The 24,674-nt window shown below is 58.0% G+C and carries 20 protein-coding genes and 2 tRNA genes; 7 read left to right on the top strand and 15 right to left on the bottom strand.

What is annotated here, in order from left to right:
* Positions 1–30: 30 nt before the first annotated feature.
* The 6 genes from RE428_RS10920 to RE428_RS10895 form a co-directional block, all read right to left on the bottom strand.
* Positions 31–717, bottom strand: coding sequence for a DUF6901 family protein (locus RE428_RS10920; protein WP_004582041.1), 687 nt, complete (start codon positions 715–717; stop codon positions 31–33).
* A 167-nt stretch (positions 718–884) separates the two neighbouring features.
* Positions 885–2,792: an ATP-binding cassette domain-containing protein gene (locus tag RE428_RS10915; protein WP_004582040.1), complete on the bottom strand. Its 1,908-nt coding sequence runs from the start codon at positions 2,790–2,792 to the stop codon at positions 885–887.
* Between the two features lie 13 nt (positions 2,793–2,805).
* The gene (locus RE428_RS10910) at positions 2,806–3,618 is read right to left on the bottom strand and encodes an MOSC domain-containing protein (RefSeq protein ID WP_004582039.1); all 813 of its coding nucleotides are present in this window, start codon (positions 3,616–3,618) and stop codon (positions 2,806–2,808) included.
* Between the two features lie 148 nt (positions 3,619–3,766).
* A tRNA-Gly gene (locus tag RE428_RS10905) sits at positions 3,767–3,842 on the bottom strand.
* 170 nt (positions 3,843–4,012) lie between these two features.
* Entirely contained in the window at positions 4,013–4,777 is a 765-nt protein-coding gene (locus RE428_RS10900) for a TetR/AcrR family transcriptional regulator (RefSeq protein ID WP_004582038.1), read from the bottom strand.
* A 179-nt stretch (positions 4,778–4,956) separates the two neighbouring features.
* Positions 4,957–5,562: a DUF924 family protein gene (locus tag RE428_RS10895; protein WP_004582037.1), complete on the bottom strand. Its 606-nt coding sequence runs from the start codon at positions 5,560–5,562 to the stop codon at positions 4,957–4,959.
* Positions 5,563–5,715: 153 nt separating this feature from the next.
* Here RE428_RS10895 and RE428_RS10890 point away from each other — a divergent pair, with 153 nt between their 5' ends.
* From RE428_RS10890 to RE428_RS10875, 4 genes are all read left to right on the top strand, one after another.
* The gene (locus RE428_RS10890; protein ID WP_338381169.1) at positions 5,716–6,147 is read left to right on the top strand and encodes a sirohydrochlorin chelatase; all 432 of its coding nucleotides are present in this window, start codon (positions 5,716–5,718) and stop codon (positions 6,145–6,147) included.
* Positions 6,148–6,224: 77 nt separating this feature from the next.
* A complete protein-coding gene (locus tag RE428_RS10885; RefSeq protein WP_004582035.1) occupies positions 6,225–7,124 on the top strand; it encodes a TIGR01777 family oxidoreductase in 900 nt (299 codons plus the stop codon).
* A gap of 190 nt (positions 7,125–7,314) precedes the next feature.
* Positions 7,315–7,812: a hypothetical protein gene (locus tag RE428_RS10880; protein ID WP_154660763.1), complete on the top strand. Its 498-nt coding sequence runs from the start codon at positions 7,315–7,317 to the stop codon at positions 7,810–7,812.
* 106 nt (positions 7,813–7,918) lie between these two features.
* A tRNA-Glu gene (locus tag RE428_RS10875) sits at positions 7,919–7,994 on the top strand.
* A gap of 38 nt (positions 7,995–8,032) precedes the next feature.
* On the opposite strand, the gene ald is transcribed toward RE428_RS10875, so the two are convergent.
* A complete protein-coding gene (gene ald, locus RE428_RS10870) occupies positions 8,033–9,157 on the bottom strand; it encodes an alanine dehydrogenase (RefSeq protein WP_004582033.1) in 1,125 nt (374 codons plus the stop codon).
* Positions 9,158–9,614: 457 nt separating this feature from the next.
* Between ald and RE428_RS10865 the strand changes: the two genes are divergently transcribed.
* The 3 genes from RE428_RS10865 to pta all read left to right on the top strand — a co-directional run bounded on the left by RE428_RS10865 (position 9,615) and on the right by pta (position 15,532).
* Complete coding sequence (locus RE428_RS10865; RefSeq protein ID WP_004582032.1) at positions 9,615–12,032, top strand: bifunctional diguanylate cyclase/phosphodiesterase; 2,418 nt, start codon at positions 9,615–9,617, stop codon at positions 12,030–12,032.
* A gap of 128 nt (positions 12,033–12,160) precedes the next feature.
* On the top strand, positions 12,161–13,354 hold the full coding sequence (locus RE428_RS10860) for an acetate/propionate family kinase (protein WP_004582031.1): 1,194 nt from the start codon (positions 12,161–12,163) through the stop codon (positions 13,352–13,354).
* A 9-nt stretch (positions 13,355–13,363) separates the two neighbouring features.
* Complete coding sequence (gene pta, locus RE428_RS10855; RefSeq protein WP_004582030.1) at positions 13,364–15,532, top strand: phosphate acetyltransferase; 2,169 nt, start codon at positions 13,364–13,366, stop codon at positions 15,530–15,532.
* Positions 15,533–15,638: 106 nt separating this feature from the next.
* On the opposite strand, the gene der is transcribed toward pta, so the two are convergent.
* The 8 genes from der to rlmN form a co-directional block, all read right to left on the bottom strand.
* Complete coding sequence (gene der, locus RE428_RS10850; RefSeq protein ID WP_004582029.1) at positions 15,639–17,057, bottom strand: ribosome biogenesis GTPase Der; 1,419 nt, start codon at positions 17,055–17,057, stop codon at positions 15,639–15,641.
* Positions 17,058–17,126: 69 nt separating this feature from the next.
* Complete coding sequence (gene bamB, locus RE428_RS10845) at positions 17,127–18,290, bottom strand: outer membrane protein assembly factor BamB (RefSeq protein WP_004582028.1); 1,164 nt, start codon at positions 18,288–18,290, stop codon at positions 17,127–17,129.
* On the bottom strand, positions 18,290–18,940 hold the full coding sequence (locus tag RE428_RS10840) for a YfgM family protein (RefSeq protein WP_004582027.1): 651 nt from the start codon (positions 18,938–18,940) through the stop codon (positions 18,290–18,292). The genes bamB and RE428_RS10840 overlap by 1 nt, the downstream gene beginning before the upstream one ends.
* Before the next feature lie 49 nt (positions 18,941–18,989).
* On the bottom strand, positions 18,990–20,240 hold the full coding sequence (gene hisS, locus RE428_RS10835) for a histidine--tRNA ligase (RefSeq protein ID WP_004582026.1): 1,251 nt from the start codon (positions 20,238–20,240) through the stop codon (positions 18,990–18,992).
* A 134-nt stretch (positions 20,241–20,374) separates the two neighbouring features.
* Entirely contained in the window at positions 20,375–21,493 is a 1,119-nt protein-coding gene (gene ispG, locus RE428_RS10830; RefSeq protein ID WP_004582025.1) for a flavodoxin-dependent (E)-4-hydroxy-3-methylbut-2-enyl-diphosphate synthase, read from the bottom strand.
* Between the two features lie 24 nt (positions 21,494–21,517).
* Positions 21,518–22,690, bottom strand: coding sequence for a RodZ domain-containing protein (locus tag RE428_RS10825; RefSeq protein WP_004582024.1), 1,173 nt, complete (start codon positions 22,688–22,690; stop codon positions 21,518–21,520).
* Positions 22,683–23,486, bottom strand: a complete 804-nt coding sequence (pilW, locus tag RE428_RS10820) for a type IV pilus biogenesis/stability protein PilW (protein WP_004582023.1) — start codon at positions 23,484–23,486, stop codon at positions 22,683–22,685. Before pilW ends, RE428_RS10825 begins: the two co-directional genes overlap by 8 nt.
* Positions 23,487–23,538: 52 nt before the next feature.
* Positions 23,539–24,651: a dual-specificity RNA methyltransferase RlmN gene (gene rlmN / locus RE428_RS10815; protein ID WP_004582022.1), complete on the bottom strand. Its 1,113-nt coding sequence runs from the start codon at positions 24,649–24,651 to the stop codon at positions 23,539–23,541.
* Between the last annotated feature and the right edge of the window lie 23 nt (positions 24,652–24,674).

Below are 24,674 nucleotides of genomic sequence, written 5' to 3'. Positions count from 1 at the left end.
AGAATCCAGAACAGCACTAAGGGCGGAGCATCAGGCTCCGCCGTTAACACCTTCTTCCGCCAGTCGCGTTTCGAGTTTCCGCAACTGTGTTTCCAGCGAAAAGGTCACGCTGGACGCCATCGAAAAGAAGTTCAGCAACGCCTTGAGATTGCTATCCCCTTTGCAGACCGTATGTATCCGCTGCCATAGGGCCTGGTTGACCAACTGAAGCCTTTGGTTACGCCCTACCAGCCCCTCGAGTTCCCAGTCCGGCTTACCGTCGTGGCGCTTGGCAAAGTACTGTTGTAGCAGGTACAGCGAGACGCTACGCATGATGAATTCTTCAGAACTGGCAAAAGGCATGTGGTGGATGGCCATGGGCCGCAACTCACCCAGAATCGGACAACGACTGGTCGCCATGATCAGACCCAGCAGTGAGCGCAGGGCCTCCTCGAGAGTCGTTTCCTTTTCATAGCGACGCCGTTCGTCATCGACCATAACGGTCACTTTCTGGTAGGCGTTCTCGTCCTGGAATTCCTCTACCACCGGCAGTATATCGACTGCCGCCGGGCAATAGGCCGTATCCGTTTTCTTCAATGGACAGTTACTGCATTGGCAATGTGAGAGGCGGGTCCAGTCGGGCTTTTCCGTCTGCGGATCGTCCGGCCGGGAATCCAAGCTGACACGGAAGATTCGGGAATCACCGCTGGCCAGGGCAAACGTATAGGTGACACTCATTCAGACGACCTTTCACTGCAAGTACTGGAAGACCGGACATCGGGGGAAAACCACCGTCCACCAAGACCTCCAAGTGTATAGGAATGCCACATCCAGAAGCGTGATATTTGGTGAGATTTTGCAATTAAAGCGAGACGATACGACGTTCCGGATCCGTTGGCCGGCACTCAGCCGGCCATCTCCTCCAACTCCATCCAGCGCTCGATCCTGGCTTCCAGGTTCTTTTCGGTTTCCGCGAGGTCTTCAAGCACACGGGAAACTTCTTCATGGGGACGACTATAGAAAGCTGGATCGGATACCTGGGCTTGCAGGGCTTCCACATCAGCTTCAAGTGAAGCAATCTGATCCGGGAGCTGTTCGAGCTCCAGCTTGAGCTTATAGCTCAGCTTACGGCTTGCCGCGGGCGCAGGCTTCCCTGAAGTCTTGCGTGATTTTTCCTCTTTCTTTTCCTTACGAACTGCAGGTTCGGCGGGCGCCTCTGCCGGGAACTGCCCGCCCTGGCGACGCCAGTCGCTGTAACCGCCGACATGGGCGGCCACCTTGCCGGAACCGTCGAGGAAAAGCGTATCGGTCACCACATTATCCAGAAACTCCCGATCATGGCTGATGACGATTACCGTGCCAGAGAATTCCACCAGTTGGGACTCCAGTAGCTCCAGGGTTTCCACGTCCAGATCGTTGGTCGGTTCGTCCAATACCAGGATGTTGGCCGGCTTACTGAACAGCTTGGCCAGCATCAGTCGTGCCCGCTCACCACCAGAGAACACGCTAACCGGAGAGCGCGCCCGCTCCGGGGAAAACAGGAAGTCCTGCAAGTATCCCAGTACGTGCTTCTGCTGACCATTGACGTCGATAAACTCCCGACCTTCCGCCATGTTGTCCAGCGCGTTCAGGTTGTCATCGAGTTCGCCGCGCAACTGATCGAAGTAGGCAACTGAGCGATTGGTGCCCAGGCGTATCTGGCCGGAAGTCGGCTCCAACTCGCCCAGCAACAATCTCACCAGCGTCGTCTTCCCCGTACCGTTTTCGCCGATCAGGCCGATCTTGTCGCCTCGCATCACCGTCAGGTTTAGGTCCTGAATGATCGGTTTATCATTACCATAACCAAAGCTGGCGTGCTTCGCTTCGACCACCAGCTTGCCCGAGCGTGCGGCGTCCTCAATAGCGAAACTGGCGTTGCCGCTACGTTCGCGCCGCTGCCTGCGCTCCTCGCGCATCGATTTCAAAGCTCGCACACGTCCCATGTTGCGGGTCCGGCGCGCCTTGATGCCTTGGCGAATCCAGGCTTCCTCCTGTTTGAGCCGTCGGTCGAACTCGGCGTTCTGGCGCTCTTCCTCCTCCAGCGCCTTTTCCTTAAGCTCCAGGTAGCGCTCATAGGTCGCCGCGAAGCTCACCAATTGCCCCCGATCCAATTCCACGACGCGTGTCGCCAGGCGTCGGATAAAGGCCCGGTCGTGACTCACGAAAAGCAGCGCTCCGGGGAATTGGCGCAGGGTGTCCTCAAGCCAGGCAATGGCGGGAACGTCCAGGTGGTTGGTTGGCTCATCCAGAAGCAGCAGGTCCGGCTCACAAACCAGCGCCTTGGCCAGCAGCACCCGACGCTGCCAGCCGCCGGAAAGTGTATCCAGGGTGCGGTCCGGATCGATCCGGAACTGCGCCAGGATGGCGTTAACCTTCTGGTCGAGACGCCACCCATCCAGGGCTTCCAGCTTGTCCTGCACCTTCATGAGTCTATCCAGACTGGCCTCGTCGGCCTTTTGCGAGAGGACGTGAAACTCCGCCAGCAACTTGCCCGTCTCCGGGAAAGCCTCGGAAACAACCTCGTAGGCCGTGCGCCTCTCGTCGGAAGGCAGCATTTGCGGAAGAACGGATAATACTGCTCCATCGTCCAGGCGAACGGTACCGCCATCCGGCACCGTTTCACCCGTCAGGATCTTGAGTAGGGTCGACTTGCCTTCGCCATTACGGCCTAGCAGGCAGACCCGCTCGCCACGCTCGATGATCAACCCGGCATTATCCAGAAGCGGATGTAAACCAAAAGCAAGCGATATGCTTTCCAGAGACAGCAATGGCATTAGTTAACGACCCTCAAGATTGGCCCTCAAGATAATCAACGTCAAAACGATCTCCTACCCGGATCTCCCCCAATGCATCGTGCACAGCGTTCACACCGAAGACCACACCGCTGTCGGTCCGGCGGAAGCGACCCAGTTCACGCAGCGGCTGGAGATCTTCCGAACGCACGCCCTGGTCCGGGTGGACAGTGGTCATCACGCAGCGGGTGCAGGGCTTGACCAGACGCAGGCGCAAGTCGCCCTGGGACAGGGTCGCCCAGCGGTCCTCCTCGAATGCCTCACCACCAGAGACAACAATGTTGGGACGAAACCGACGCATATCCACTGGCTGACCAATACGCTCAGACAGGGCATCAAGCGAAGCGACATGGGTGACGAGGAAGGGAAAACCATCGGCGAAGCTGACCCGGCGCTCGTCCATGACGTACTTGTTGTCCACGGGCCGTAGCGTGGACTCTGGCATATAGACCAGGCTCACCGGCATGCCGAGCCATTCGCTCAGTTTCTCTGAGGGCCCCGGCGCAGCAATGCGGGCCTCGACCCAATCCCGCCAGATAAGCACCCGGCGGCTTTCATCGCCGGCGAAAACAGGTTCTGGCTCGCTGCCCGGGATGCGTATTTCGAGTCCTGACGAGCTCAGAGCCGCACCCACCTGCGCCAGTCGCGCCTGCTCGCGCTGAGTGACGAAGCGCCCCTCCTCATCGATGATCATCCAACGGCGATCACCCGCAGGTCCAAAGGCATCCAGCGTCATCGCGTCGAGAGCGACACCGTGAAGCGATTTGACCGGATAGTAGTAGAGTTGCTCGACTTTCAACTGCGCCATCTATGATCCCCTCCCCGCAAAGAACGAAGGATACCAGCGGCGCCGGCCAAGTGTCAGGGAGAATCAAACGGTTATTTGCGGAGAAAACCACGCACGTCAGGTGAGAAACGAAAAAGCCCGGCACTGAGGCCGGGCTTTTTCTGGAATCTGGAGCGGGAAACGAGATTCGAACTCGCGACCCCAACCTTGGCAAGGTTGTGCTCTACCAACTGAGCTATTCCCGCTTGTTTACGAGGGGCTCCCCTCTCAACGGCTGCGTATTCTACGCATTCGACGGCGTCCGTCAACTACTAACGCCAACTTTTTCTCCCTAACGGTGGGCTGACCACCTAAAATAGTCCCGACGTTCCCAACTCCGTGGGCGCCGCTCGCTCCTGAACTTCCAAGGCAAGAGCTATTCCAGGGTGCCGCTGGATTCAAGCTCACGGTAATCGCTCTCCACGGCCGAGCGCACATCGAGCAGCAGACTCAACACTCGCTCAAGCGTCTCCCTGAAGAACTGCGGACTGAACTTGTCGCGAAACAGCAGGCCGTCATAACCCATTCCCGAAACCACGCTGATCAGCAATGCCGCGTCCCGGCGGGGATTGGCGGTTCCCAGACGTACCAGCATCTGCTCCACCCCGTTTAGCCAGGCGCGCCTATACTCTCGTGCCAGGCCCTCCAGGCTGGGCTCGCGCATGGCCTCTGCCAGAAAGACCTGTTCGGTGAGGATCGTCGATTGATAATTGCGTAGTTGCTCGCCGAAATAGCCAGCAATGTAGTCTGCCAAATTCCCGGCAATATCTGATCGGCCGGCGTCGGAATGTAGCTTGCCTTGAGCAAGAGCGACATCTATCAGGGCATTTAGGTGCCCGTAGAAGTCCTCAAGATCCTCGTTGGCTTTCTCCGCGAACAGCATGAAGGCATCACGAATCAGCTCCTCGATGTCCCTGAAGTAGTAAGTGGTGGATGCCAGTGGTACGCCGGCCGCGCGAGCCACGGGGCGATGCTTGATGCCTCTTACACCCTCCCTGGCCGCTATATCCAGCGCCGCTTCGAGTATTCTGCGTCGGCGATGCTCGCTCTTGGCACGCGAGGCCTTCCTGCCACGATACTGGATGGAATCCTGTAATGCGCCGCCGACGGCAGATGGAGCAAAGTGCTTCTTCTCCGCCATATATTTTTGTCCGTCTTGCTTCTTCGTCAGGCCTTTATTGGGAACGGATCGCCCTCCTCGATATCACGGGTGCGATTCTTGTTTTGCGTTCGCCCGCCTTGATTGGATCGAGGCATATTCATTGTGACGAAAAACCCGACAGGAAAGAGTGATGCCGATCAACTTCGAATGGCCTGTCGTTACTGGCCGAAACGATCCCCGCCCTCGGCAATATACGTCAACTCTTCAGGCGTCGAATGGCGCCCCAGAACCTTGTTACGATGCGGAAACCGCCCAAAACGGGCGACGATATCCCTATGCGCTACCGAGGACATGTAAAAGCTCTGCAGTACATCCTTCAGCCGCCCATTGGCACTGGCCACCAACTGCTCGTACAGGCCGACCCCTTTCTCCTGGTCCTTGAGTCGCTCTGAATGCTGTAATGGCATGATAAAGAAGGCGCGCTGGATCAGCGGTAAACATACATCGTCGCCTCGCTCGAGACCTTCCAGGCAGCGAAGGCGCGCAGCGCGGTCGTTATCGAAGGCCATGGCACGGCCACGATGGATGTTGCGGGTGAACTGGTCCAGCAACAGTATTTCCGTCAGCGCCCCACCAGGCTCTTCACGCCAGTTTTCCAAGCCGTCTTCCGAGGCGACGAGCACCATCGACAGAAAACGCCGCCGTATTTCCCAGTCAAATGTCCGGCTGGGCTGGAACCAGCGCTCCCGATGGAACTTATCCGGCAAACCTTCTTCATCCAGGTCGCCAAACCAGAAATGCAAAATCTCCTGCCACGCGAACATCCGCTACCCTCTCGAAATCCTTCCGTTTACTTATCGAAGCCGAAACCAAATAAACACCATCGGTAGCATTGCTCCAATCCGGCATACTATACGTAAGGTTCGAACGGAGGACGTAAGATTCAACCAAGGTGGTTTCCGCTTAGACCCGCTTTCATGCCACTACGACTATTCTACGTCGCTACCGCAGCTGATGACTTAACAACGAGGAGCATTCAATCGATGCACAGTCACCGCGTACTCTTACTCGCCCACGGGAGCAGCGACCCGAGGTGGTGCGAAACCTTCGAGAAATTGGCCAGCCCCAGTCTTGCCGCCATTCCTGACGCAGCGATAGCCTACATGGAGCTGAGCGAACCCTCCCTCGATGCCGAAGTAGCCCGGGCTGCCAGCGAAGGCGTGCACAAGGTCACGGTGCTGCCCCTCTTCCTGGCAGCCGGTCGCCACCTGCGTCAGGATGTGCCCGCCATGCTGGATAAGCTCTCCGAGGAGCATGGCCTGAGTATCGAACTCGCCACCCCGATTGGCGAGCATCCGTTGCTGGGCGATGCCATCCGGCATATCGTTGAAGAACGCCTCGGTGCGTAATCGATGGAGCGTGGGCAACGGCTCGCAGCTCGGCAACGACTACAGTAAAAGCCCTCAACCAAGACGAGGAGACGTCAATGTCTCAGCATATCCTGGTTACCGGAGGAACCGGCTTTATCGGCCAACGGCTATGCCCGGAGCTTATCGCCAAGGGCTATACGCTCACCGTCCTGAGCCGACAAGGCGAAGCTGACGTAAAGGCACGTTGCGGGCGGGTCGACGTCATTGGCCAACTCCAGCAAATCCCCCAGATTCCACGAATTGACGCCGTGATCAACCTTGCCGGGGAAGGCATTGCCGAAGCGCGCTGGACCGATAAGCGCAAACAGGAACTCAGGGACAGCCGTATCGCGCTGACGCGGGAAATGATCGACCAGATCATGACCCGTGACCAGAAACCGAACGTTTTCGTATCCGGCTCGGCGGTGGGCTATTACGGTAGCCATGGCGGTGAACCGCTCGATGAAGACGCCCCTGCTAAAGACGAGTTCACCCATCACCTTTGCGCCGATTGGGAAGCAGAGGCCTTGCGCGCCGGCCAGTGGAACGCGCGGATTGCTCTCTCGAGAACCGGTGTCGTGCTTGGCCCGGATGGTGGCGTGCTGGGGCGCATGCTACTGCCTTTCAAGCTGGGCCTGGGCGGGCGGCTCGGTGATGGCCAGCAGTACATGCCCTGGATACATCGCGAAGACGTCGTGCGCGCCCTGATCTGGATGCTGGAATCGGAAGACGCGTCGGGCGCCTACAATGTAGTCAGCCCACACCCGGTGCGGAATATAGACTTCACTCACGCGCTCGGCCGCGTACTCAGACGCCCTACACTGTTCCCGGTGCCGGCATTCGCCCTCAAGACCGCACTGGGCGAGATGTCCACACTCCTGCTCGACGGCCAGCGCGCCATGCCGGAGAAACTACAGCAAGCGGGCTTCGAGTTCAGTTATCCCGAACTTCAACACGCCCTGCGCGCTTGCGTTTAGCGCCAAGGCCTCCGCTAGGGTCGATCTTTGCGCAGTTGCTCACGGATCAGTCGCCCGGCCACTGATAGCCTGTACATCCGTACCGAATACGTACACACGCCGGGACGCCATGCTAAAAAAGGTTGCCTTTCTCTTATCGACATTTCTGGTCATATCGGTGCCGGCGGTCAGCCCTGCCGAATCATCCCCGTTGAAAACGGGAACAAAGCAGAGCTTCGAGACTTGCGGGTTGATCACCAGCGAATATGTCACTGTGCTGCAATTACTTAAACAGGGCTTCACTGAAAAACAACTACTGGCCAGTTTGCCGGGTCTGACCGATAGCGGTGCCGAACGCGTTGAAGCGCTTGTCGATGCGGTCAACAAAAAAGGGTTGACCGAAACCTTCTCCGCGGTGAACTCCGAGTACGCACGTTGTAGCCAGGGTGTCTACGATCTTCGCGGCGCGCCGGATCCCGTCAGCCGTGAAGGCCACTTCTATTTTTGTGCAGGCGAGAACAAACTGCGTTATGAGATCCTGATGGCCGCTTCACTCCAGGCCCCCGAAGACGAGGTATTGACTCAGGTTCCCAGGCAGCGCCAGAGGATCGTCCAGGCGATTTTCGATCTGTATCGCGACGATGGGTTACCTGCCGCATTCGACGCGATTGGCGACGAACTGAAGTACTGCCTGAATGGCGAAAGCTGATTTTCCTGCTCTTTTCAGGAAAAAGTTTCAGAAAAGGGTTTGACAGGCCCGGGTGCCTTACTTAATATACGCGCCACCTCGACGAGGTCAGCGTCTAACGCGCAGCGTCCCCTTCGTCTAGTGGCCTAGGACTCCGCCCTTTCACGGCGGCAACAGGGGTTCGAACCCCCTAGGGGACGCCACTTCTTTTCCTCCGTCTATACTCATCCGGATCCGAGCACTACAGCTTGGTCAACATACGATCCGGTGAGATATATTCCAGATCCTGAGCAACCGCAACTCCTTCGCAGGTCAGTTTACCCTGGGCGACATTCAGCCCCGGCAGGAAGCCCTCATCACTTTGCAAGGCCCGCCGCACCCCCTCATCCGCCAGCTTCACCACATACGGCAGGGTCGCATTGGTCAACGCGAGCGTGGATGTCCTTGCCACAGCCCCCGGCATATTGGCCACACAGTAGTGCACGACACCGTCGACCACATAGGTCGGATCATCGTGGGTCGTCGCTCGCGATGTCTCGGCACAACCGCCCTGGTCGATCGCGACATCGACCAACGCCGATCCTTCCGGCATGACCTGCAACAACTCACGGTTGATCAACTTCGGGGCTGATGCGCCGGGGATCAGGACGGCGCCGACCACAAGATCAGCTTCTTCCAATACCCGCTCCAGGGTGTCCCGGGTTGAATACAGGGTGGTGATCTGACCGCGATAGTGCTGGTCGAGCTCCCGCAACACCGGCACCGAACGGTCGAGTACGGTGACTCGCGCTCCCAAGCCCACCGCGAGTTGCGCGGCATTTCGCCCAACGACACCGCCGCCGATCACGACGACGTTACCGGGATGGACACCCGGCACGCCGGAAAGCAGGACGCCCCGACCACCGCAAACCTTTTCCAGCGCCTGGGCCCCGGCCTGGATAGCCAGGCGGCCTGCCACTTCCGACATGGGCGCCAGTAGCGGCAATTGGCCGTGGCGGTCGGTTACTGTCTCGTACGCGATGCAGGTGGCGCCGGAGTCGAGCAAATCCCGTGTCTGGTCGGGGTCCGGTGCCAGGTGGAGAAAGGTAAACAGGGTATGGTGAGGCTGGAGTTGGCTGCGCTCTTGGGCCAGAGGCTCCTTGACCTTAACCAGGAGTTCTGCCCCTTCGAACACGGCTTTCGCGTCAGGCACGATATTAGCCCCTGCACGAGTGTATAGCTCGTCCGCGAAGCCCGCGCCCTCTCCAGCACTGGTCTCAACCAGCACTTCATGCCCATGTTCAGTGAGTTCACGCGCGCCCGCAGGCGTCAGTCCGACACGATACTCATGGTTCTTGATTTCCTTGAGTACACCGACCGTCGTCATTACAACCTCCTGTCTGGGCTCGAACTACGTCTATCGACGTTTTGCCGGGCCGATCTGAATTCAGCTCATTCCAGTATAGTGTCCTTCCAGAAACTTGGTTCCGGCTGAACTGATTTTCCTGCTCCCCACATGGACAAGAACCTGGCCCCTCCCGAGAACTTGCCTGATTCTCCGCCGCAACGATGCCGTCAGGTTTTGCAAAATCGTACTTTTATTTGCGCCACCGCAAGGGCAATGTCCAAACTCTGCTGCTATAGTGCGTAAAAGGCTGAAATAAAACCCAGTTTTCGGTTAAACAATAACCAGCCCGCCAGGCAGGACCCGTCTTCGCTGTTGGAGATGGACGTTCGTGTATAGACTGTTTATATAGACTGTTCGTCTATAAACCGAAAATACAGCCTGAGCGTTACACCAGACACCAGACCCTTTCTGTCACAGGCTCTATGAAATCGACAGCATGTCTAAATTGTCGACGCGATTAAGTCAGTTTAAGGCCAGTTCGCCCCTGTCGTTTCGGCTACTGGCTTACATACTGCTGTTCAGCTCATTGTTCACGCTATTTGCATCCGCCATCCAGGTCTACACCGATTTCCGGAAGGACATCACACTGGTTGACGAACGCATGTCCGTGATCGAGACCAGCTATGCCAGCAGTCTCTCCCGCAGTCTTTGGGCACTGGATCAGAAACTGCTGCAAGTGCAGATGGAAGGCATCCTAAGCCTGCCCGACATCGTTCATCTGCGCCTCAAGATATTTCCTGATTCCGAGGTGGTCATGGGGGAAGTTCCCCGGGACACCTCCACCATGACCCGAACGTTCATCCTCAATCACGAGGGCGATGAACTCTACAAGCTGGGCGAACTGACCATCACCGCGAGCCTGGCCGATATCTACCAGGACCTCCGGCGCAAGGTGCTGGTGATTATCACCACCCAGTTCTTCAAGACGTTCTTTATCTCCGTGCTGATCATTTGGATATTCCAGTATTTCGTAACCCGGCACCTGTCCGCGATGGCCAGCTATGCTCGCCAATTCTCTTTGCGTAACCTGCAGGAACCCTTGGAACTGGATCGTCCGGACACCGACGTGAATCGGCGGGACGAATTGTCCCAGGTGGTCGACGCCTTTAACCAGATGCGCGAACGCCTGAACGATGATATCCGCCGCCAGGAAGAAGACGCATCTGAAATTCGCAAGCTGTCGATGGCCATCGAACAAAGTCCATCATCCGTCCTGATCTGTGACAGGCACTGGCATATCGAGTTTGCCAATCACAAGTTCTCCCAGCTTACCGGGTTTCCGCTCAAGGAAATCCGCGGTAAGCATCCCGGCATGTTAACGAGCGATACGTTCTCACACCGGGAAAACCAGCAGCTCTGGCAGAACATCAGGCTTCAGGTACAGCGCGTGGGCGTATGGCAGGGCGAAATCAACAGCGCCCGGCGCAGCGGCGAGCGCTTCTGGGAACAGGTCATCGTTACCCCCATCAAGGACGAGAAAGGCAATCCGACTCACTTCCTGATCCTCGGCGAAGATATCAGCATCCGCAAACGCTACGAGCAGCAGCTCCTGCGCCAGGCCAACTACGACATCCTGACCGGCCTGCCCAACCGCATGCTCGCGCTGGACCGACTCAAGCTCGCCCTGGCCCAGGCACGCCGGGAAGAGACGCTTGTTGGCGTGATGTTCCTGGACCTGGACAACTTCAAGCACATCAACGACACCATGGGTCACGAAGCCGGCGACAACCTGCTGATCGAGGCTTCCCGACGCATTTCCAGCTGTCTGCGCGGCACCAGTACCGTGGCGCGCCTGGGAGGCGACGAATTTCTGGTGATCCTGCCCGGTTTACGCGAACCCATTTCCACCGAGCAGGTGGCGGACCGTATCCTGCAAACCTTCGCACCGCCCTTCCATTTAAACGGGCAGGAAGTCTTCGTCAGTACCAGTATCGGTATCGCCATCTACCCAACTGATTCGGACAATAGCGGCAATCTCCTGCAGCATGCCGATGCCGCGATGTACCAGGCGAAGAACAAGGGCAAGAGCGCTTACGAGCGGTTCGCACCCGAGATGAAGGAAGTGTCCCACGAGCGCCTGCAGATCGAATCCAGGCTGCGCCGCGCGCTTGAGCTCGACGAGTTCGAACTCTACTTCCAGCCCATCGTCGAGACCGCTTCCGGCCGCCTTATCGGCGCCGAAGCCCTGATTCGCTGGAATAGTCCGACCATGGGGCTGGTAATGCCGGACAAGTTCATTCCCCTTGCAGAAGAAACCGGCCTGATCATTCCCATCGGCGAGTGGGTCATCCAGCAAGCCTGTGCCGCCGCCAGCCAATGGCAGGAAAGCACGGGCTTGAACCTGAGCATCGCTGTCAATGTCTCGCCCCGACAGTTCCGGGATCCCGGTTTTGTCAATGTGGTGCAGCGGGCAGTGAACGAGCAGCATCTCGACCCCACGCTGCTAGAACTCGAAATCACTGAGCGGCTAATCCTCGACAACACCATAGAGACCGCCGATATCCTGCGACGGCTGGATACCATGGGCGTACGCCTCTCGGTCGATGACTTCGGGACCGGCTATTCAGCCCTGAGTTATCTGAAGAGCTATCCGTTCGACACCCTCAAGGTGGATAAGTCCTTCGTTCGTGACGTCATCATCGAGGAAGGAGACGCGGCGCTGGTCAAGGCCATTATCAATATGGCCCACAGCCTCGGATTGCAGGTTATCGCCGAGGGTGTCGAGGAGGAGGCCCAGACCCACTTCCTCAAGGCCCAGGGCTGTGACTATGCCCAGGGCTACTTCTACAGCAGGCCGGCATCCGGTGCCGATTTTGTAGAGTGGATCCGCACCAACCACAGGGCTCACGTCTGAGGTGCGAACTGACTATAAATACCTCCGAAATAAGGTCCACCCATAGAGGAGCCTACAACCTATCTACTGGTTGAGGTCCTGACGCATCGGTAGATTCACAAGCACATACCATTAAGGAAAGGAAAAGGATGTCAGATACGCTTCTTGTGGTGAATTGCGGCAGTTCATCACTGAAACTGGCAGTATTCTCCAGAGATATGCAGCGGCAAGCCCAGATACTCGCGGAACGCTTGGGCACTTCGGACTCGTCCGCAAGCATCGAGCGCAAGGGGCAGCGGCAAACCCTGCAGTTGCCGGACAACTCAGACCACCAGCAGGCCCTGACCGCAGTCATAGAGCACTTGGAACAGGAAGCAATCCTCGAGGGGGCGCCTCTTGTCATCGGCCATAGGGTCGTTCACGGGGGGGAAACCTTCCGCGAAGCTACCCGGATCGACCAACACGTTGCGGATGCTATCCATCGCTGCGGGGAACTGGCCCCGCTGCACAACCCTGTTAACCTCAATGGCATCAGGGCCATGCAGTCGCTATACCCGGACACCCCGCAAATCGCTGTATTCGATACCGCCTTCCATCAGACGCTACCCGACCATGCCTACCTCTACGCCTTGCCTCGGCGTTGCTACCAGGATTGGGGGGTGCGTCGCTATGGATTCCACGGCACCAGCCATGCGTATATCTTGAGGGAACTGGCGAAGAAGCTGGACAAACCCCGCTCAAACGTCTCCCTCATTTCCGCTCACCTGGGGAATGGCTGCAGCGTTGCCGCTATCGAGAACGGGCAAAGCCGTGATACCAGCATGGGGCTTACCCCGCTGGAAGGCTTGGTGATGGGTACACGCAGCGGCGACGTAGACCCTGGTCTATTCGACTTCCTGCAGCGCAAGGGCCTATCCCAAGACAGTATTTCCCGCATGCTGAACCAGGAAAGCGGGCTGCTCGGTCTTTCCGGCAAGACCAACGACATGCGTTCCCTCGTACAGGCGGCGGACTCCGGTAACCGGGCCGCTCAAGAAGCCATTGATGTGTTCTGCTTTCGCCTTGCCCGTTACATCGGCGCCATGATGGCGTCGCTCAGCCACCTTGATGGCCTGGTCTTTACCGGAGGAATCGGCGAGAACAGCCCTCGGGTCAGGGCCAAAACCGTCCGCCATCTCCGCCTGTTGGGTTTCGAAGTAGATGATGCCAAAAATGAAAATCATGGGCAGGACAACAATGGCAGCATCAATGCAGCGGGGCACGGAATCTACGTTATTCCCACCGACGAGGAAGGTATGATCGCGCGGGAAGCACTAGAAGCCATTGATAGGTCATCAGACTAAGGATTGATCATGGCAAAGAACCTGTTCATCGCACCAACAGCACTCGAGTCCGGACTGACCTCAGTATGCCTTGGGCTTTTCCGGGCTTTGGACCACGTGGGTGTCCGGGTCGGTTTCTACAAACCGGTCGCTCAGTTGGCCCATAGACAGGACGACGAAGACCGTTCAGTCGCCTTCGTTCGGGCTCGCACAGATCTCGACCCGCCCTCCCCAATCAGCCTTAAGCATGCCCAGAATCAAATGAACCGCGGCAATTCCGAGATGCTGATGGAAGACATCGTCGGGAACTACCAGAAAGCTGCAAAGAACGTCGACGTCGTGATCGTTGAGGGCCTGGTGCCCGATCGCAGCGAGGCTTATACGGCGCGCTTGAATGTGGAAATCGCCCGCAACCTCGATGCCGAGGTCATCCTGGTCAGTGCACCAGGCAATTGCGACGCCAAGGAACTCGACGAAGCCCTGGATTTCTCCGCCCGGTTGTTCGCGGACCCGGATGATCCCGATGTTATTGGTGTCATCCTCAACAAGGTCGGCCAGCCCGAACGTCCCGGCCTGTTCCTGCCCGATCGCGATCCGGCACGCACTGATCTCCCGGACTATGCGAACGAGTGCGAAGTATTCACCAGGAAACGCCTGCATCTCATCGGTCTGGTACCCTGGCAGTCGGACATGCTTGCGCCTCGGGTCGCCGATATCGCAGAGGCTCTCGACGCTGAAGTCCTGCACGAAGGCCAGATGGACCAGCGCCGGGTACAGCGAGTGACGGTCTGCGCGCATACGATCCCCAATATGGTCGAGACACTGCGCCCTGGCACCCTGGTCGTCACCCCGGGAGATCGGGAGGACATCGTAGTGGCAACCGCCCTTGCGGCCATGAATGGCGTTCCGCTCGCCGGTGTCGTTCTCACCGGCAATATCACACCCGACCCTCGCACTATCGAGGCCTGTCGTGGCGCTCTAAGGACCGGTCTACCCGTATTGCAGGTCGGCACCAACACCCTCGAAACCGCCTACCACCTGTCCCGTATTCCGGGCGAAGTGCCCGTTGACGACGCCGACAGGATTGAAAAGGTGATGGAAGCGGTCGCAAGCACCATCGATACCGAGTGGCTGCAGGAACACCTGCGTATCGAGCGCGAGCGCCGCCTGTCGCCACCAGCCTTTCGCTATATGTTGTCGGAACGCGCCCGCAAGGCTCAGATGAGGGTTGTGCTGCCGGAGGGCAACGAACCCAGGACCATCCAGGCTGCTGCCATCTGCCAGGAGCGAAGACTGGCCCAATGCGTGCTGATTGGCAAGAAGGATGAAATCGAGACCGCGGCCCGCTCCCAGGGCATCACCCTGCCCGAGGACCTGGAAATCGTCGATCCGGACGAGGTGCGTGACAACTACATCAGCCCCATGGTGGAACTGCGCAAACATAAGGGTCTAGCGCGCGACATGGCTGAAGCCCAGCTAGAGGACAATGTTGTCCTTGCGACGATGATGGTCGCCCAGGGCGAAGTGGACGGGCTCGTATCTGGCGCGGTGCATACCACTGCCAACACCGTGCGGCCCGCCCTGCAGCTGATCAAGACCCATGAATCCGCCAAAGTCGTATCCTCGGTCTTCTTCATGTGTTTGCCGGAGCAGGTCCTGGTGTACGGCGATTGCGCTATCAACCCGGACCCGAATGCCGAAGAGCTTGCCGATATTGCGATCCAAAGCGCGGAATCGGCGCAAACGTTCGGCATCGAGCCGAGGGTTGCCATGATCAGCTATAGCACTGGAAAATCCGGCTCAGGAGCAGATGTCGAAAAAGTCCGCGAGGCGACGCGCATCGCAAAGGAAAGATGTCCGGATCTGATCATCGATGGTCCGCTTCAATATGACGCCGCAGCCAATGAAAGCGTAGCCAAGAGCAAAGCACCGGACAGCCCGGTTGCAGGTAAGGCGACCGTCTTTATATTCCCGGACCTGAACACCGGTAACACCACTTACAAGGCGGTTCAGCGCAGCGCCAACGTGGTGAGTATCGGGCCCATGCTGCAAGGTTTGAGGAAGCCGGTGAACGACCTCTCACGAGGCGCACTCGTCGAGGATATCGTGTTCACCATTGCATTGACCGCCGTACAGGCCCGACAAGTCGAAGATATGGAACAAGGAGGCAGCCAGGCGCAGGATGCCTCTGACGCCTAAGGTCGTAAGGGCAGCCCCATGGCTGCCCCAAAGCCGAGGGGCACTGAGAGTGCCCCGAACTATTGTCCTAACCCTAAGTTCGAATTAAATCGTCGAACCACTGGAATCAGCGCGACTTCTTAAGCTTCTCCTTCTTCTTCGTCTTTCGCACATGCTGCATCATACGGCGCTTCTTCGCCTGCTGACGCGGCGTCAGACGATTCACCTTTCCGGCATAAGGGTTCTCGCCAGACCGGAACTCGAAGCGGATAGGTGCTCCGTGGACGTCCAGCACTCGCCGGAAGGTGTTTTCGAGGTAGCGTTTGTAAGCTCCGGGCAAGGCATTGGTCTGGTTGCCATGCACCACAATGAGAGGCGGATTAGAGCCCCCCTGGTGGGCATAGCGCAGCTTTATACGGCGACCGTTCACCAGCGGCGGCTGGTGCTGGGTCAGCGCATCCTCGAGGATTGCCGTCAGGCGGTTGGTTGGCCACTTGGCCATCGCCGATTCGTAGCACACCTTCACCGAGTCATACATCACCCCGACGCCCGAGCCATGCAGCGCAGAAATAAAATGCTTGTCTGCGTAGTCGATAAACTCGAGCCGGCGTGCGAGCTGCTCCTTGACCCGGCCCCGCTGCTCACCGTCCATGCCGTCCCATTTATTCACGGCAATGACAAGCGAGCGACCCGCATCCAGGACGAAGCCGATAAGGTGTAGATCCTGATCCACCAACCCTTCTCGCGCGTCAATCACCAGGATCACCACATGGGCGTCCTCAATGGCCTGGAGGGTTTTGATGATTGAGAACTTTTCCACGGTCTCCTTGACGCTCTTGCGGCGTCTGACACCAGCGGTATCGATCAGCGTGTACTGCTCGCCGAGTCGTTCGTAGGGAATGTAGATACTGTCGCGAGTGGTTCCTGGCATATCGTAGACCACCACACGCTCTTCACCGAGCATGCGATTCACCAGGGTGGACTTGCCGACATTAGGGCGGCCAACGATGCCGATCCGGATGCCAGGATAGCGCTCGGCAATATCCTCCTCGACCTCTTCCGCTGCAGGCAGCAGGTGTTCGAGCATCGAACGGATTCCGCGGTTGTGGGACGCGGCGATCAGGTAGACCGATTCAAACCCCAATTGATAGAAGTCTGCGGCAGCCATATCCGGATCTTGCCCGTCGGTCTTGTTGACCACCAGGTGCGCCGGCTTGCCCGAACGGCGTAGTTGGTTGGCAATGAGTTCGTCACCGGATGTCAGACCGGCTCGACCGTCGACGAGGAAGAGTACGATGTCCGCCTCTTCCACCGCCATCAGGGACTGGCGTGCCATTTCTGCATCGATGCCCTGCTCTTCACCGCTCAGGCCGCCGGTATCGATCACGATAAAACGCTGGCCCTCAAAATTGCCCTCACCGTACTTACGGTCCCGGGTAAGGCCCGCGAAGTCAGCGACCAGGGCATCCCTGGATCGGGTCATCTGGTTGAACAGGGTCGACTTGCCGACATTGGGCCGTCCAACCAGAGCAATTACAGGCGTCATAGAGCGTTCGTCATCAGGAGTATTGGGCGCGGATGCGTCGGATTCACGATCCTTCGCATCCGCTATGGATTACTCGGCTTCCTGGAGGCGATAGGCATCCAATTCGCCACCGTTGCCATAAATATAGATCAGACCGTCGTTCAGCATCATGGGTACCCGAAGTCCTTCCTCGTCGATCTGCTTCTGACCCTGTAAGGAGCCATCAAGCTGGGACAGGATATGGACATAGCCTTCGAAATCGCCGGTCAGCAGATACCCTTCCACCGGCAACAGCCCCGTGGTCTGGCGCCATTGGAGGCTATCCTGTGCCCACAGTTCCTGGCGATTGAACAGGTTGTAGGCGGTAATGACGCCGTTAGAGCCCGAGATATAGACATTGCCATAGTCCAGCGCGGGCGCCTGGAAACTGCTGGCCGGGCGCCGCCAGATCTCCTGACCGCTCCTCAGGTCGACCGCAGCGACATGCCCCTGGTAACCTGTCACGTAAACCACGCCGTCACGGACCACGGGACTGGCATCCACGTCAACCAGGCGCTCCAGCTCTGTTCGGCCCGCTGGTTCGCCCACAGCATACTGCCAGAGCGGCTGGCCCGTCTCCGACAGCAGCGCAACGACCTGGCCACTGGCAAATGCCACCAAAGTGACTTCCGGCCCAACCCACGGCGTGGCGTTACCACGGAAACTCAACACCGGGATCACGCCATCGTATTGCCAACGCTTCTCGCCAGTCTTCACATCGAAGGCCATAGCCTTGCCATCGATGGTCTGGATGACGACCACTGAGCCGTTAGACTGGGGCGGCGCCAGAATTTCACTGGGCAGCTCAACGGCCCAACGATCGCCCTCGCCATCCCGTGTCAACGCCAGCAAGGCACCATCGCGGGTTCCCAGGTATAGGTTTTCACTGTCTGCGCCGACACCGGCAATGACCTGGCGATCGAGATCTCTTTCCCAGTTGTACTCGCCAGTCTCAGGGTTAAGGGACGCCAGTTCGCCATCCGCAGATACGGCGAACAACTCGCCCCCGGACAGGGCCGGCTGCAGGAACAGCAGTTGCTCGTCATGGCCGTCGCCGATGGAGGTATCCCATACTTCCTCCAGCCAGACCGTACTTTCGATTTCCGGAAGCGGATTGGGCTGTTCGAAGGTGTCGTTGGAACTACATCCGGCAAGTAGACCCGCCAGACCAGCTCCCAGAACAACATATCGAATATGGCGTGCGCCCAGGGGCATCAAGCATCCTCCCCAATTGCCATATCGGCCATCTTCAACTCTAGGATTGGATTCGGTGCCGGACCCGATGCCTCACGGGCCGCGAGGTAGGCCTCACGCGCGCCTTCCATGTCGCCCTGCGCCCGCAGGATATCGCCTTCCAGCTCGGAATAAAGCGCCTTGAATTCGCCTGGATCTTCGACCGAACGCAGGGTTTCCAACGCGGCATCAGATTCTTCTGCCGCAAACTGTGCCTGCGCCAGGCGCTGATTGATGACGGTCTTGAGCGCACCTTCCGGCGCACGGGCCAGTGCCCACTTGTAGCTGTCCACGGCAGCCTGCGGATCGCCCTTCTCGGAAAATTGGTGAGAGGCCAGTATCAACGTACCGTAGACTGCGTAAGGGCTGTCCTCGTGCTCGTCCTGCAGCTGGTTAGCGACGAAGCCGATCGTTTTTTCCTGCTCCTCGTTCTCGGGCTGGTTAACCGCAGTAAGCAGCTGTTGATACTTGGAAGCCGCGAGGCTCAGCTCTTCGGCCTGGTGGTTCTGCCAGGCCTGCCAACCGAAGACGATGGCCAGGGCTGCACCGATGCCGATCAGCAATGCGCCGCCATTCTTCTTCCACCAGTCCTTGATCGCTGCAACTTGTTCTTCTTCGGTACGCAGTTCCACGTTATGTCTCCCGTAAAAATCGATAAACGGTTAGTTCCGGACCAATCAATCAGCCCAGCAATTCAGCCACGGTCGCGGCGAGATCAGCCTGGTCGACCGACCGTTGCTCGCCTTCGCTACGCAGGGGTTTGACGCTCACCGTCCTGGACGCCACTTCATCCTCACCGATAAGCAGTCCAAAGCGCGCACCACTGCGATCGGCCTTTTTCATCTGGCTCTTGAAGCTACCCCCACCGCAATGGGTCATGATAATGCGCTCAGGCATGGCATCACGCAGCATCTCGGAAACCCGCAAGGCGTCGGCTTCTCCGGCCTCCCCCATCCCCATGACATAGAGATCCGCATCGCTGTTGACGGTTTGCGGAACGACACCGAGCGTGTCCAGCATCAACACCAGGCGCTCAATACCCATGGCAAAGCCCACTGCCGGTGTCGATTTACCGCCAAGCTGTTCCACCAGGCCATCATAACGACCGCCGGCACAGACTGTACCCTGGGCTCCAAGGCTTTCAGTGACCCACTCGAATACGGTCTTTCCGTAATAGTCGAGACCACGGACCAGGCGGGAATTGATGGTGTACGGAACATCCGCCAGGTCCAACCGCTGCTGCAAACCGACGAAATGGGCCCGGGAATCCTCATCCAGGAATTCTGCAAGATCCGGTGCGTCCTTTAGAATCGCCTGCGTTTCAGGAACCTTGGAATCGAGAATGCGCAGCGGATTGGTTTCGAGCCGACGCTTGCTATCTTCGTCCAGCTGATCTCGGAATCCGGAGAGGTAGTCGACCAAAGCCGCTCGGAAGGCCTTGCGGGACTCAGACGTGCCGATGGAGTTGATTTCCAGGCGAACATGCTCTCCCAACCCCAGTTCTTTCCAGAGTCGGGCCGTCATGATCAGGAGTTCAGCATCGATATCCGGGCCATTCATCCCGAAGCATTCGACACCGATCTGGTGGAATTGGCGGTAGCGTCCCTTCTGCGGTCGCTCGTGCCGGAACATCGGACCGGCATACCAGAGCTTTCGGGTCTGGTTAAAGAGCAGCCCATGCTCCTCACCTGCGCGGACGCAGCCGGCTGTGCCCTCCGGGCGCAGCGTGAGGCTATCGCCGTTGCGATCGTCGAAGGTGTACATTTCCTTCTCGACGATGTCGGTCACCTCGCCGATGGAACGCTTGAACAGCTCGGTCTGCTCGACGATAGGCATGCGGATCTCTTGGTAGCCGTAGCCTCGGAGTACGCGCCCTACCGTCCGCTCCAGATGCTGCCAGATCGGTGATTGATCCGGCAGGATGTCATTCATCCCTCGAATTGCTTTGATTTTTGCCAAGGTTCTTTCCAATCGAATACTTGAGGTTAAAACAGCGGGAACTTGGCCGGGCCAGACAAGCCTGGCCGGAAGTGAGCATGAATCAGGTCAGCCCGAACCCGTCTTGGTTAATCGTGTGTCCGGGCAATAACGGCAGCCTCGCGCTCTTTGCGACGTTCCACTTCTTCCCGGATGAGGCGTTCCAGACTGTCCACCAAATTCTCGTTGTCGAGCTTCTGGTTGGGCTTCCCATCGAGATAGAGCAGGTTGCGCGGGCTACCGCCGGTCAGGCCGAGATCGGCTTCCTTGGCCTCACCGGGGCCGTTGACCACACAGCCGATGATGGCCACATCCAGGGAGGTATTCACATCCTCGAGACGGGCTTCCAGGTCGTTCATGGTCTGGATCACATCAAAATTCTGGCGTGAGCAGCTTGGGCAGGCTACGAAATTGATACCTCGAGCGCGCAGGCGCAGGCTCTTGAGAATGTCGTAGCCAACCTTGATTTCCTGCACGGGGTCGGCTGCCAGCGAAACACGGATGGTGTCCCCAATGCCGTCCATCAGCAGCATACCGAGGCCAATCGACGACTTCACCGTGCCAGACCGGAAGCCCCCCGCTTCGGTAATGCCCAGATGCAGGGGCTGTTCGATTTGCGAGGCTATCTGGCGATAGGCGGCGACCGTCATGAACACCTCGGAGGCCTTCAGACTGACCTTGAAGTCCTGAAAGTCGTGGCGATCGAGGATGTCGATATGACGCATCGCCGACTCGACCAGTGCTTCGGGCGTGGGCTCGCCGTATTTCTTCTGCAGGTCCTTTTCCAGCGAGCCAGCATTGACGCCGATCCGGATAGGGATGTTGCGGTCCTTTGCCGCATCGATCACCGCCCGCACGCGATCTTCCCGGCCTATATTCCCGGGGTTGATGCGCAAACAGTCAACGCCGTATTCGGCCACCTTGAGTGCGATCTTGTAGTCGAAATGGATATCCGCTACCAAAGGTACCGAAACGCGCTGACGGATCTTCGAAAAGGCTTCCGCCGCATCCATTGTCGGTACCGACACACGTACGATATCGGCGCCTGCCTGCTGCAGGGCCTCAATCTGTGCCACTGTTGCATTCACATCGCAAGTTTCGGTGTTAGTCATGCTTTGCACCGCAATCGGCGCGTCGCCACCTACAGGCACCGAGCCAACGTGAATCTTGCGGGATTTACGTCTCTTGATCGGAGATTCGTGTTTCATAGCGTCCTGGAACCGTATTCTGGATCAGTTTCCCAATGTCAGGGCGACCCGATTATTGGGCGCGGGATAGCGCGACAGGTCGACAACCTCACCATTAAAATTCAACGTCGCCGCGTCCGCGGCGCCAAGCACAACCCGGAATGGCCCCTGCCCTTCATATCTCAGGTTATCACCGGCACGTTTCAGCGAGGCGATCACCGTCTGCCCCGCTCCATTTTCCACCGAAACCCAGCAATCGCCGGTAAAATTGGCGGAAAGGACATCCGCGTCAGCCGTGGCGTCGGGTTCTTCCGGGGGAGTGGTTACCTCGTCGGCAGTTTCGGTCTCGGATGCTGTGTCTTGGGCTTCAGCAATATCGGCGCCTTGCGCCTGCTCATTCTGTTCATCCTGCACCGGTGACGTCACCAGCGGTTCTTCCTGCGGTGTCGCAGCCTCGGATGGCTCCGCCTCGGTCGACGGCGTTTCCGGTTGCGCCGGCACTGCGGCACTCTCTTCGAATTGACCTTCCGATCGAGCTTCCGGCTGGGAGACAGCTTCGGGCTCAGGCGACATCGTGGCGCTGTCCGTCGCTGAGACGTCTTCTTCCGGACTGACGGGCGCCTCAGCACCGCTCGTAACGCCAGCCACGTCCTCGTCCGGGCCCTGGGCCGGCTCCTCGTCGGCACCAGACTCCATTGATGACGAATCGTCGGTAGCCGGCCCTTCGCTCTGTTCGTCGACGGTTTCAGGCGGATTACCGCCTACCCAATCTCCGATGGGAAGCATGTTACTGTCCAGCAGGCGAATACCCACACCAACGACTGCAACCAAAAGGAGAGAGAGCATAACCCACCGGGCGACCCTGCGTTTTCTCTGCTTGCGCCGTTCTATATTCTCGAGCGGGTTCTCATGCCGTTCTTCTTCGGCCTGCTGGCGCATGGGTTCAAGTTCCCAGTCCAGCGCCTCGATAACCTCCGCTGGATTCAGACCAACCTGCTCGGCGTAGGTTCTGACATAGCCCTTCAGAAAGAGCTCGCTGCCAATCTTCTCGTATTGACCTTCTTCAATCGCCTGGATAACGGACGGGCGCAGGTGCTGGGCATCCGCCACCTGGGCAACGGACATACCCTTGGCCTCGCGCGCCTTCCGCAGCTGATTCCCGACTTCTCCGTTCAGCGCTGGCGCTTCCGGTGGTCTCTGGGCATCATCATTATTCATTCGAAATCAGTGCTCTGTACTGTTTGAGTTGTTCTGATTCTGGATATTGGTTGCGGAGAAGTAAAGCCAGGCTGGCTTCCCGATGCTGATCACCATAGTAATGAGCGAGTTTGAGGCCCGTCAGCAAACTGTCCGGCGAATGGGTCAACTTCGAATCCCGCTGGATCATGCCCGCCAAACGGCTATAGTAACGCTGCGCATCGTCATAGTTTCCCTGCTCTATCAGGGATGTGGACAACGCTAGCAGGTAGTTGGCATTATTCCGGGTAAGTTCGACGGCGCGACGGTAGCTTTTGACAGCCGCATCATGCTGGCCCAACTGGTCCTGCGTGCGACCCAGATTGTAGAAGATCGCCCCGCGGTCTTCGAAATCGGTATCTTTCGACGCCCGGCTGAACTGCTCTCGAGCGTCTCCATAGCGTCCCTGACCATACAGGAAGGCCCCGTAGAAGAGCCGACCTCTTGTGTAGCCGCCATCGCTGTCGATCGCCTTACGAAATGACTGCTCGGCCAGCTCTTCCTCACCTTCCTGCTGATAGATCAACCCCATTGCCGAAAGCGCCCCTGGGCTGTCCGGGTCGATCTGCAGCGCACGTTGTAAATGGTCGCGGGCGCGGTCGTAATTACCCTGGCTTATATAGGCTGTCCCGAGCCGAACGTAGTTCTTGACCGCCTTCTGTTGGTCAGCCTCCCGAGCGAACGGACTATTGGTCGTGGTGACACAACCGGCCAGCGAGAGTAAGCCGAAAAGCAAAAGCAATCTGGCGACCAGAACAGTACTACTTGACGATTTCACGCTTTACGGATCCTTTCTTCGCAACAGAGACTCATGAACTACAAGGACGCCATTATGGTGCGACGTTATGCACCTGAATATACCGCGCGCTACGACGGGTGCGGTCTTCGAACTGACCAACGAGCTGACCGCAAGCCGCATCTATATCATCCCCCCGTGTCGTTCGCACAGTGGTGACATAACCTGCCTCATTCAATATCGACTGGAAGCGACGGGTCGCCATGGCCTTGGGCCGACGGAAATCGCTTTCAGGGAATGGATTAAACGGAATGAGGTTGATCTTGCACGGCAGATCTTTGAGCAGCGCCGCCAACTGATGGGCGTGTTCCAGCTTGTCGTTGACGCCCGCAATGACCGTATATTCAATGGTCACCTTACGTTTGTCGGGAAGGCGTGATTGATAGCGGCGAGTTGCCGCCAACAACTCGGCGATCGGATACTTCTTGTTGAGCGGAACCAACTCGTTACGCAGCGGATCGTTGGGCGCATGCAGCGAAATCGCGAGAGAAACGTCGGATACCTCGCCCAGACGGTCGAGGGCCGGCACCACACCTGATGTACTCAGCGTCACCCGACGTTTGGAAATACCATAAGCCAGGTCTTCCATCATCAGGTCCATGGCATCGACCACGTTGTCGAAGTTGAGGAGCGGCTCCCCCATGCCCATCATGACAACGTTGGTGATCGGCCGATCGGCAACATTGTCAAACGGCATGAACGCTCTGCGCGCCACCCAGACCTGACCGATTATTTCGGCGGCGGACAGGTTGCGATTGAAGCCCCGTTTGCCAGTAGAACAGAAGGTGCAATCCAGGCTGCAACCGATCTGCGACGATACGCACAGGGTACCGCGCTGACCGTCCGGGATCAGGACAGTCTCGACGCTATTGCCGCTATCCATCCGCATGATCCACTTACGGGTACCATCCTTCGACGTCTCATCATAAATAACATCGGGACCGCGAACTTCAGCAACTTGTTTAAGTTTGTCGCGTAACGCCTTGCTGACGTTAGTCATTTGATCGAAGTCATCCACTCCGTGCTGATGGATCCATTGCAGGATCTGCTTAGCCCGAAATTTCTTTTCGCCCATGGATTCGAAAAAAGCCTCCAGCTTGGCCTTGGGCAGACCCAGAAGGTTGGTTTTTTCGTTTGGCGATGTCATGGCAATAACCTCGATCAGATAAC

The organism is Marinobacter nanhaiticus D15-8W (assembly GCF_036511935.1).
GTDB classification, from domain to species: Bacteria; Pseudomonadota; Gammaproteobacteria; order Pseudomonadales; family Oleiphilaceae; genus Marinobacter_A; species Marinobacter_A nanhaiticus.
The sequence above is the reverse complement of the archived record's forward strand: the minus strand, read 5'-3'. Positions and strand labels throughout refer to the sequence as shown.

Excerpts from the sequence above, each read along its gene's own strand:
- RE428_RS10920 (WP_004582041.1), bottom strand. The coding sequence starts at position 717 with ATGAGTGTCACCTATACGTTTGCCCTGGCCAGCGGTGATTCCCGAATC.
- RE428_RS10915 (WP_004582040.1), bottom strand. The coding sequence starts at position 2,792 with ATGCCATTGCTGTCTCTGGAAAGCATATCGCTTGCTTTTGGTTTACAT.
- RE428_RS10910 (WP_004582039.1), bottom strand. The coding sequence starts at position 3,618 with ATGGCGCAGTTGAAAGTCGAGCAACTCTACTACTATCCGGTCAAATCG.
- RE428_RS10900 (WP_004582038.1), bottom strand. The coding sequence starts at position 4,777 with ATGGCGGAGAAGAAGCACTTTGCTCCATCTGCCGTCGGCGGCGCATTA.
- RE428_RS10895 (WP_004582037.1), bottom strand. The coding sequence starts at position 5,562 with ATGTTCGCGTGGCAGGAGATTTTGCATTTCTGGTTTGGCGACCTGGAT.
- RE428_RS10890 (WP_338381169.1), top strand. The coding sequence starts at position 5,716 with ATGCCACTACGACTATTCTACGTCGCTACCGCAGCTGATGACTTAACA.
- RE428_RS10885 (WP_004582035.1), top strand. The coding sequence starts at position 6,225 with ATGTCTCAGCATATCCTGGTTACCGGAGGAACCGGCTTTATCGGCCAA.
- ald (WP_004582033.1), bottom strand. The coding sequence starts at position 9,157 with ATGACGACGGTCGGTGTACTCAAGGAAATCAAGAACCATGAGTATCGT.
- RE428_RS10865 (WP_004582032.1), top strand. The coding sequence starts at position 9,615 with ATGTCTAAATTGTCGACGCGATTAAGTCAGTTTAAGGCCAGTTCGCCC.
- RE428_RS10860 (WP_004582031.1), top strand. The coding sequence starts at position 12,161 with ATGTCAGATACGCTTCTTGTGGTGAATTGCGGCAGTTCATCACTGAAA.
- pta (WP_004582030.1), top strand. The coding sequence starts at position 13,364 with ATGGCAAAGAACCTGTTCATCGCACCAACAGCACTCGAGTCCGGACTG.
- der (WP_004582029.1), bottom strand. The coding sequence starts at position 17,057 with ATGACGCCTGTAATTGCTCTGGTTGGACGGCCCAATGTCGGCAAGTCG.
- bamB (WP_004582028.1), bottom strand. The coding sequence starts at position 18,290 with ATGCCCCTGGGCGCACGCCATATTCGATATGTTGTTCTGGGAGCTGGT.
- hisS (WP_004582026.1), bottom strand. The coding sequence starts at position 20,240 with ATGAATGACATCCTGCCGGATCAATCACCGATCTGGCAGCATCTGGAG.
- ispG (WP_004582025.1), bottom strand. The coding sequence starts at position 21,493 with ATGAAACACGAATCTCCGATCAAGAGACGTAAATCCCGCAAGATTCAC.
- RE428_RS10825 (WP_004582024.1), bottom strand. The coding sequence starts at position 22,690 with ATGAATAATGATGATGCCCAGAGACCACCGGAAGCGCCAGCGCTGAAC.
- rlmN (WP_004582022.1), bottom strand. The coding sequence starts at position 24,651 with ATGACATCGCCAAACGAAAAAACCAACCTTCTGGGTCTGCCCAAGGCC.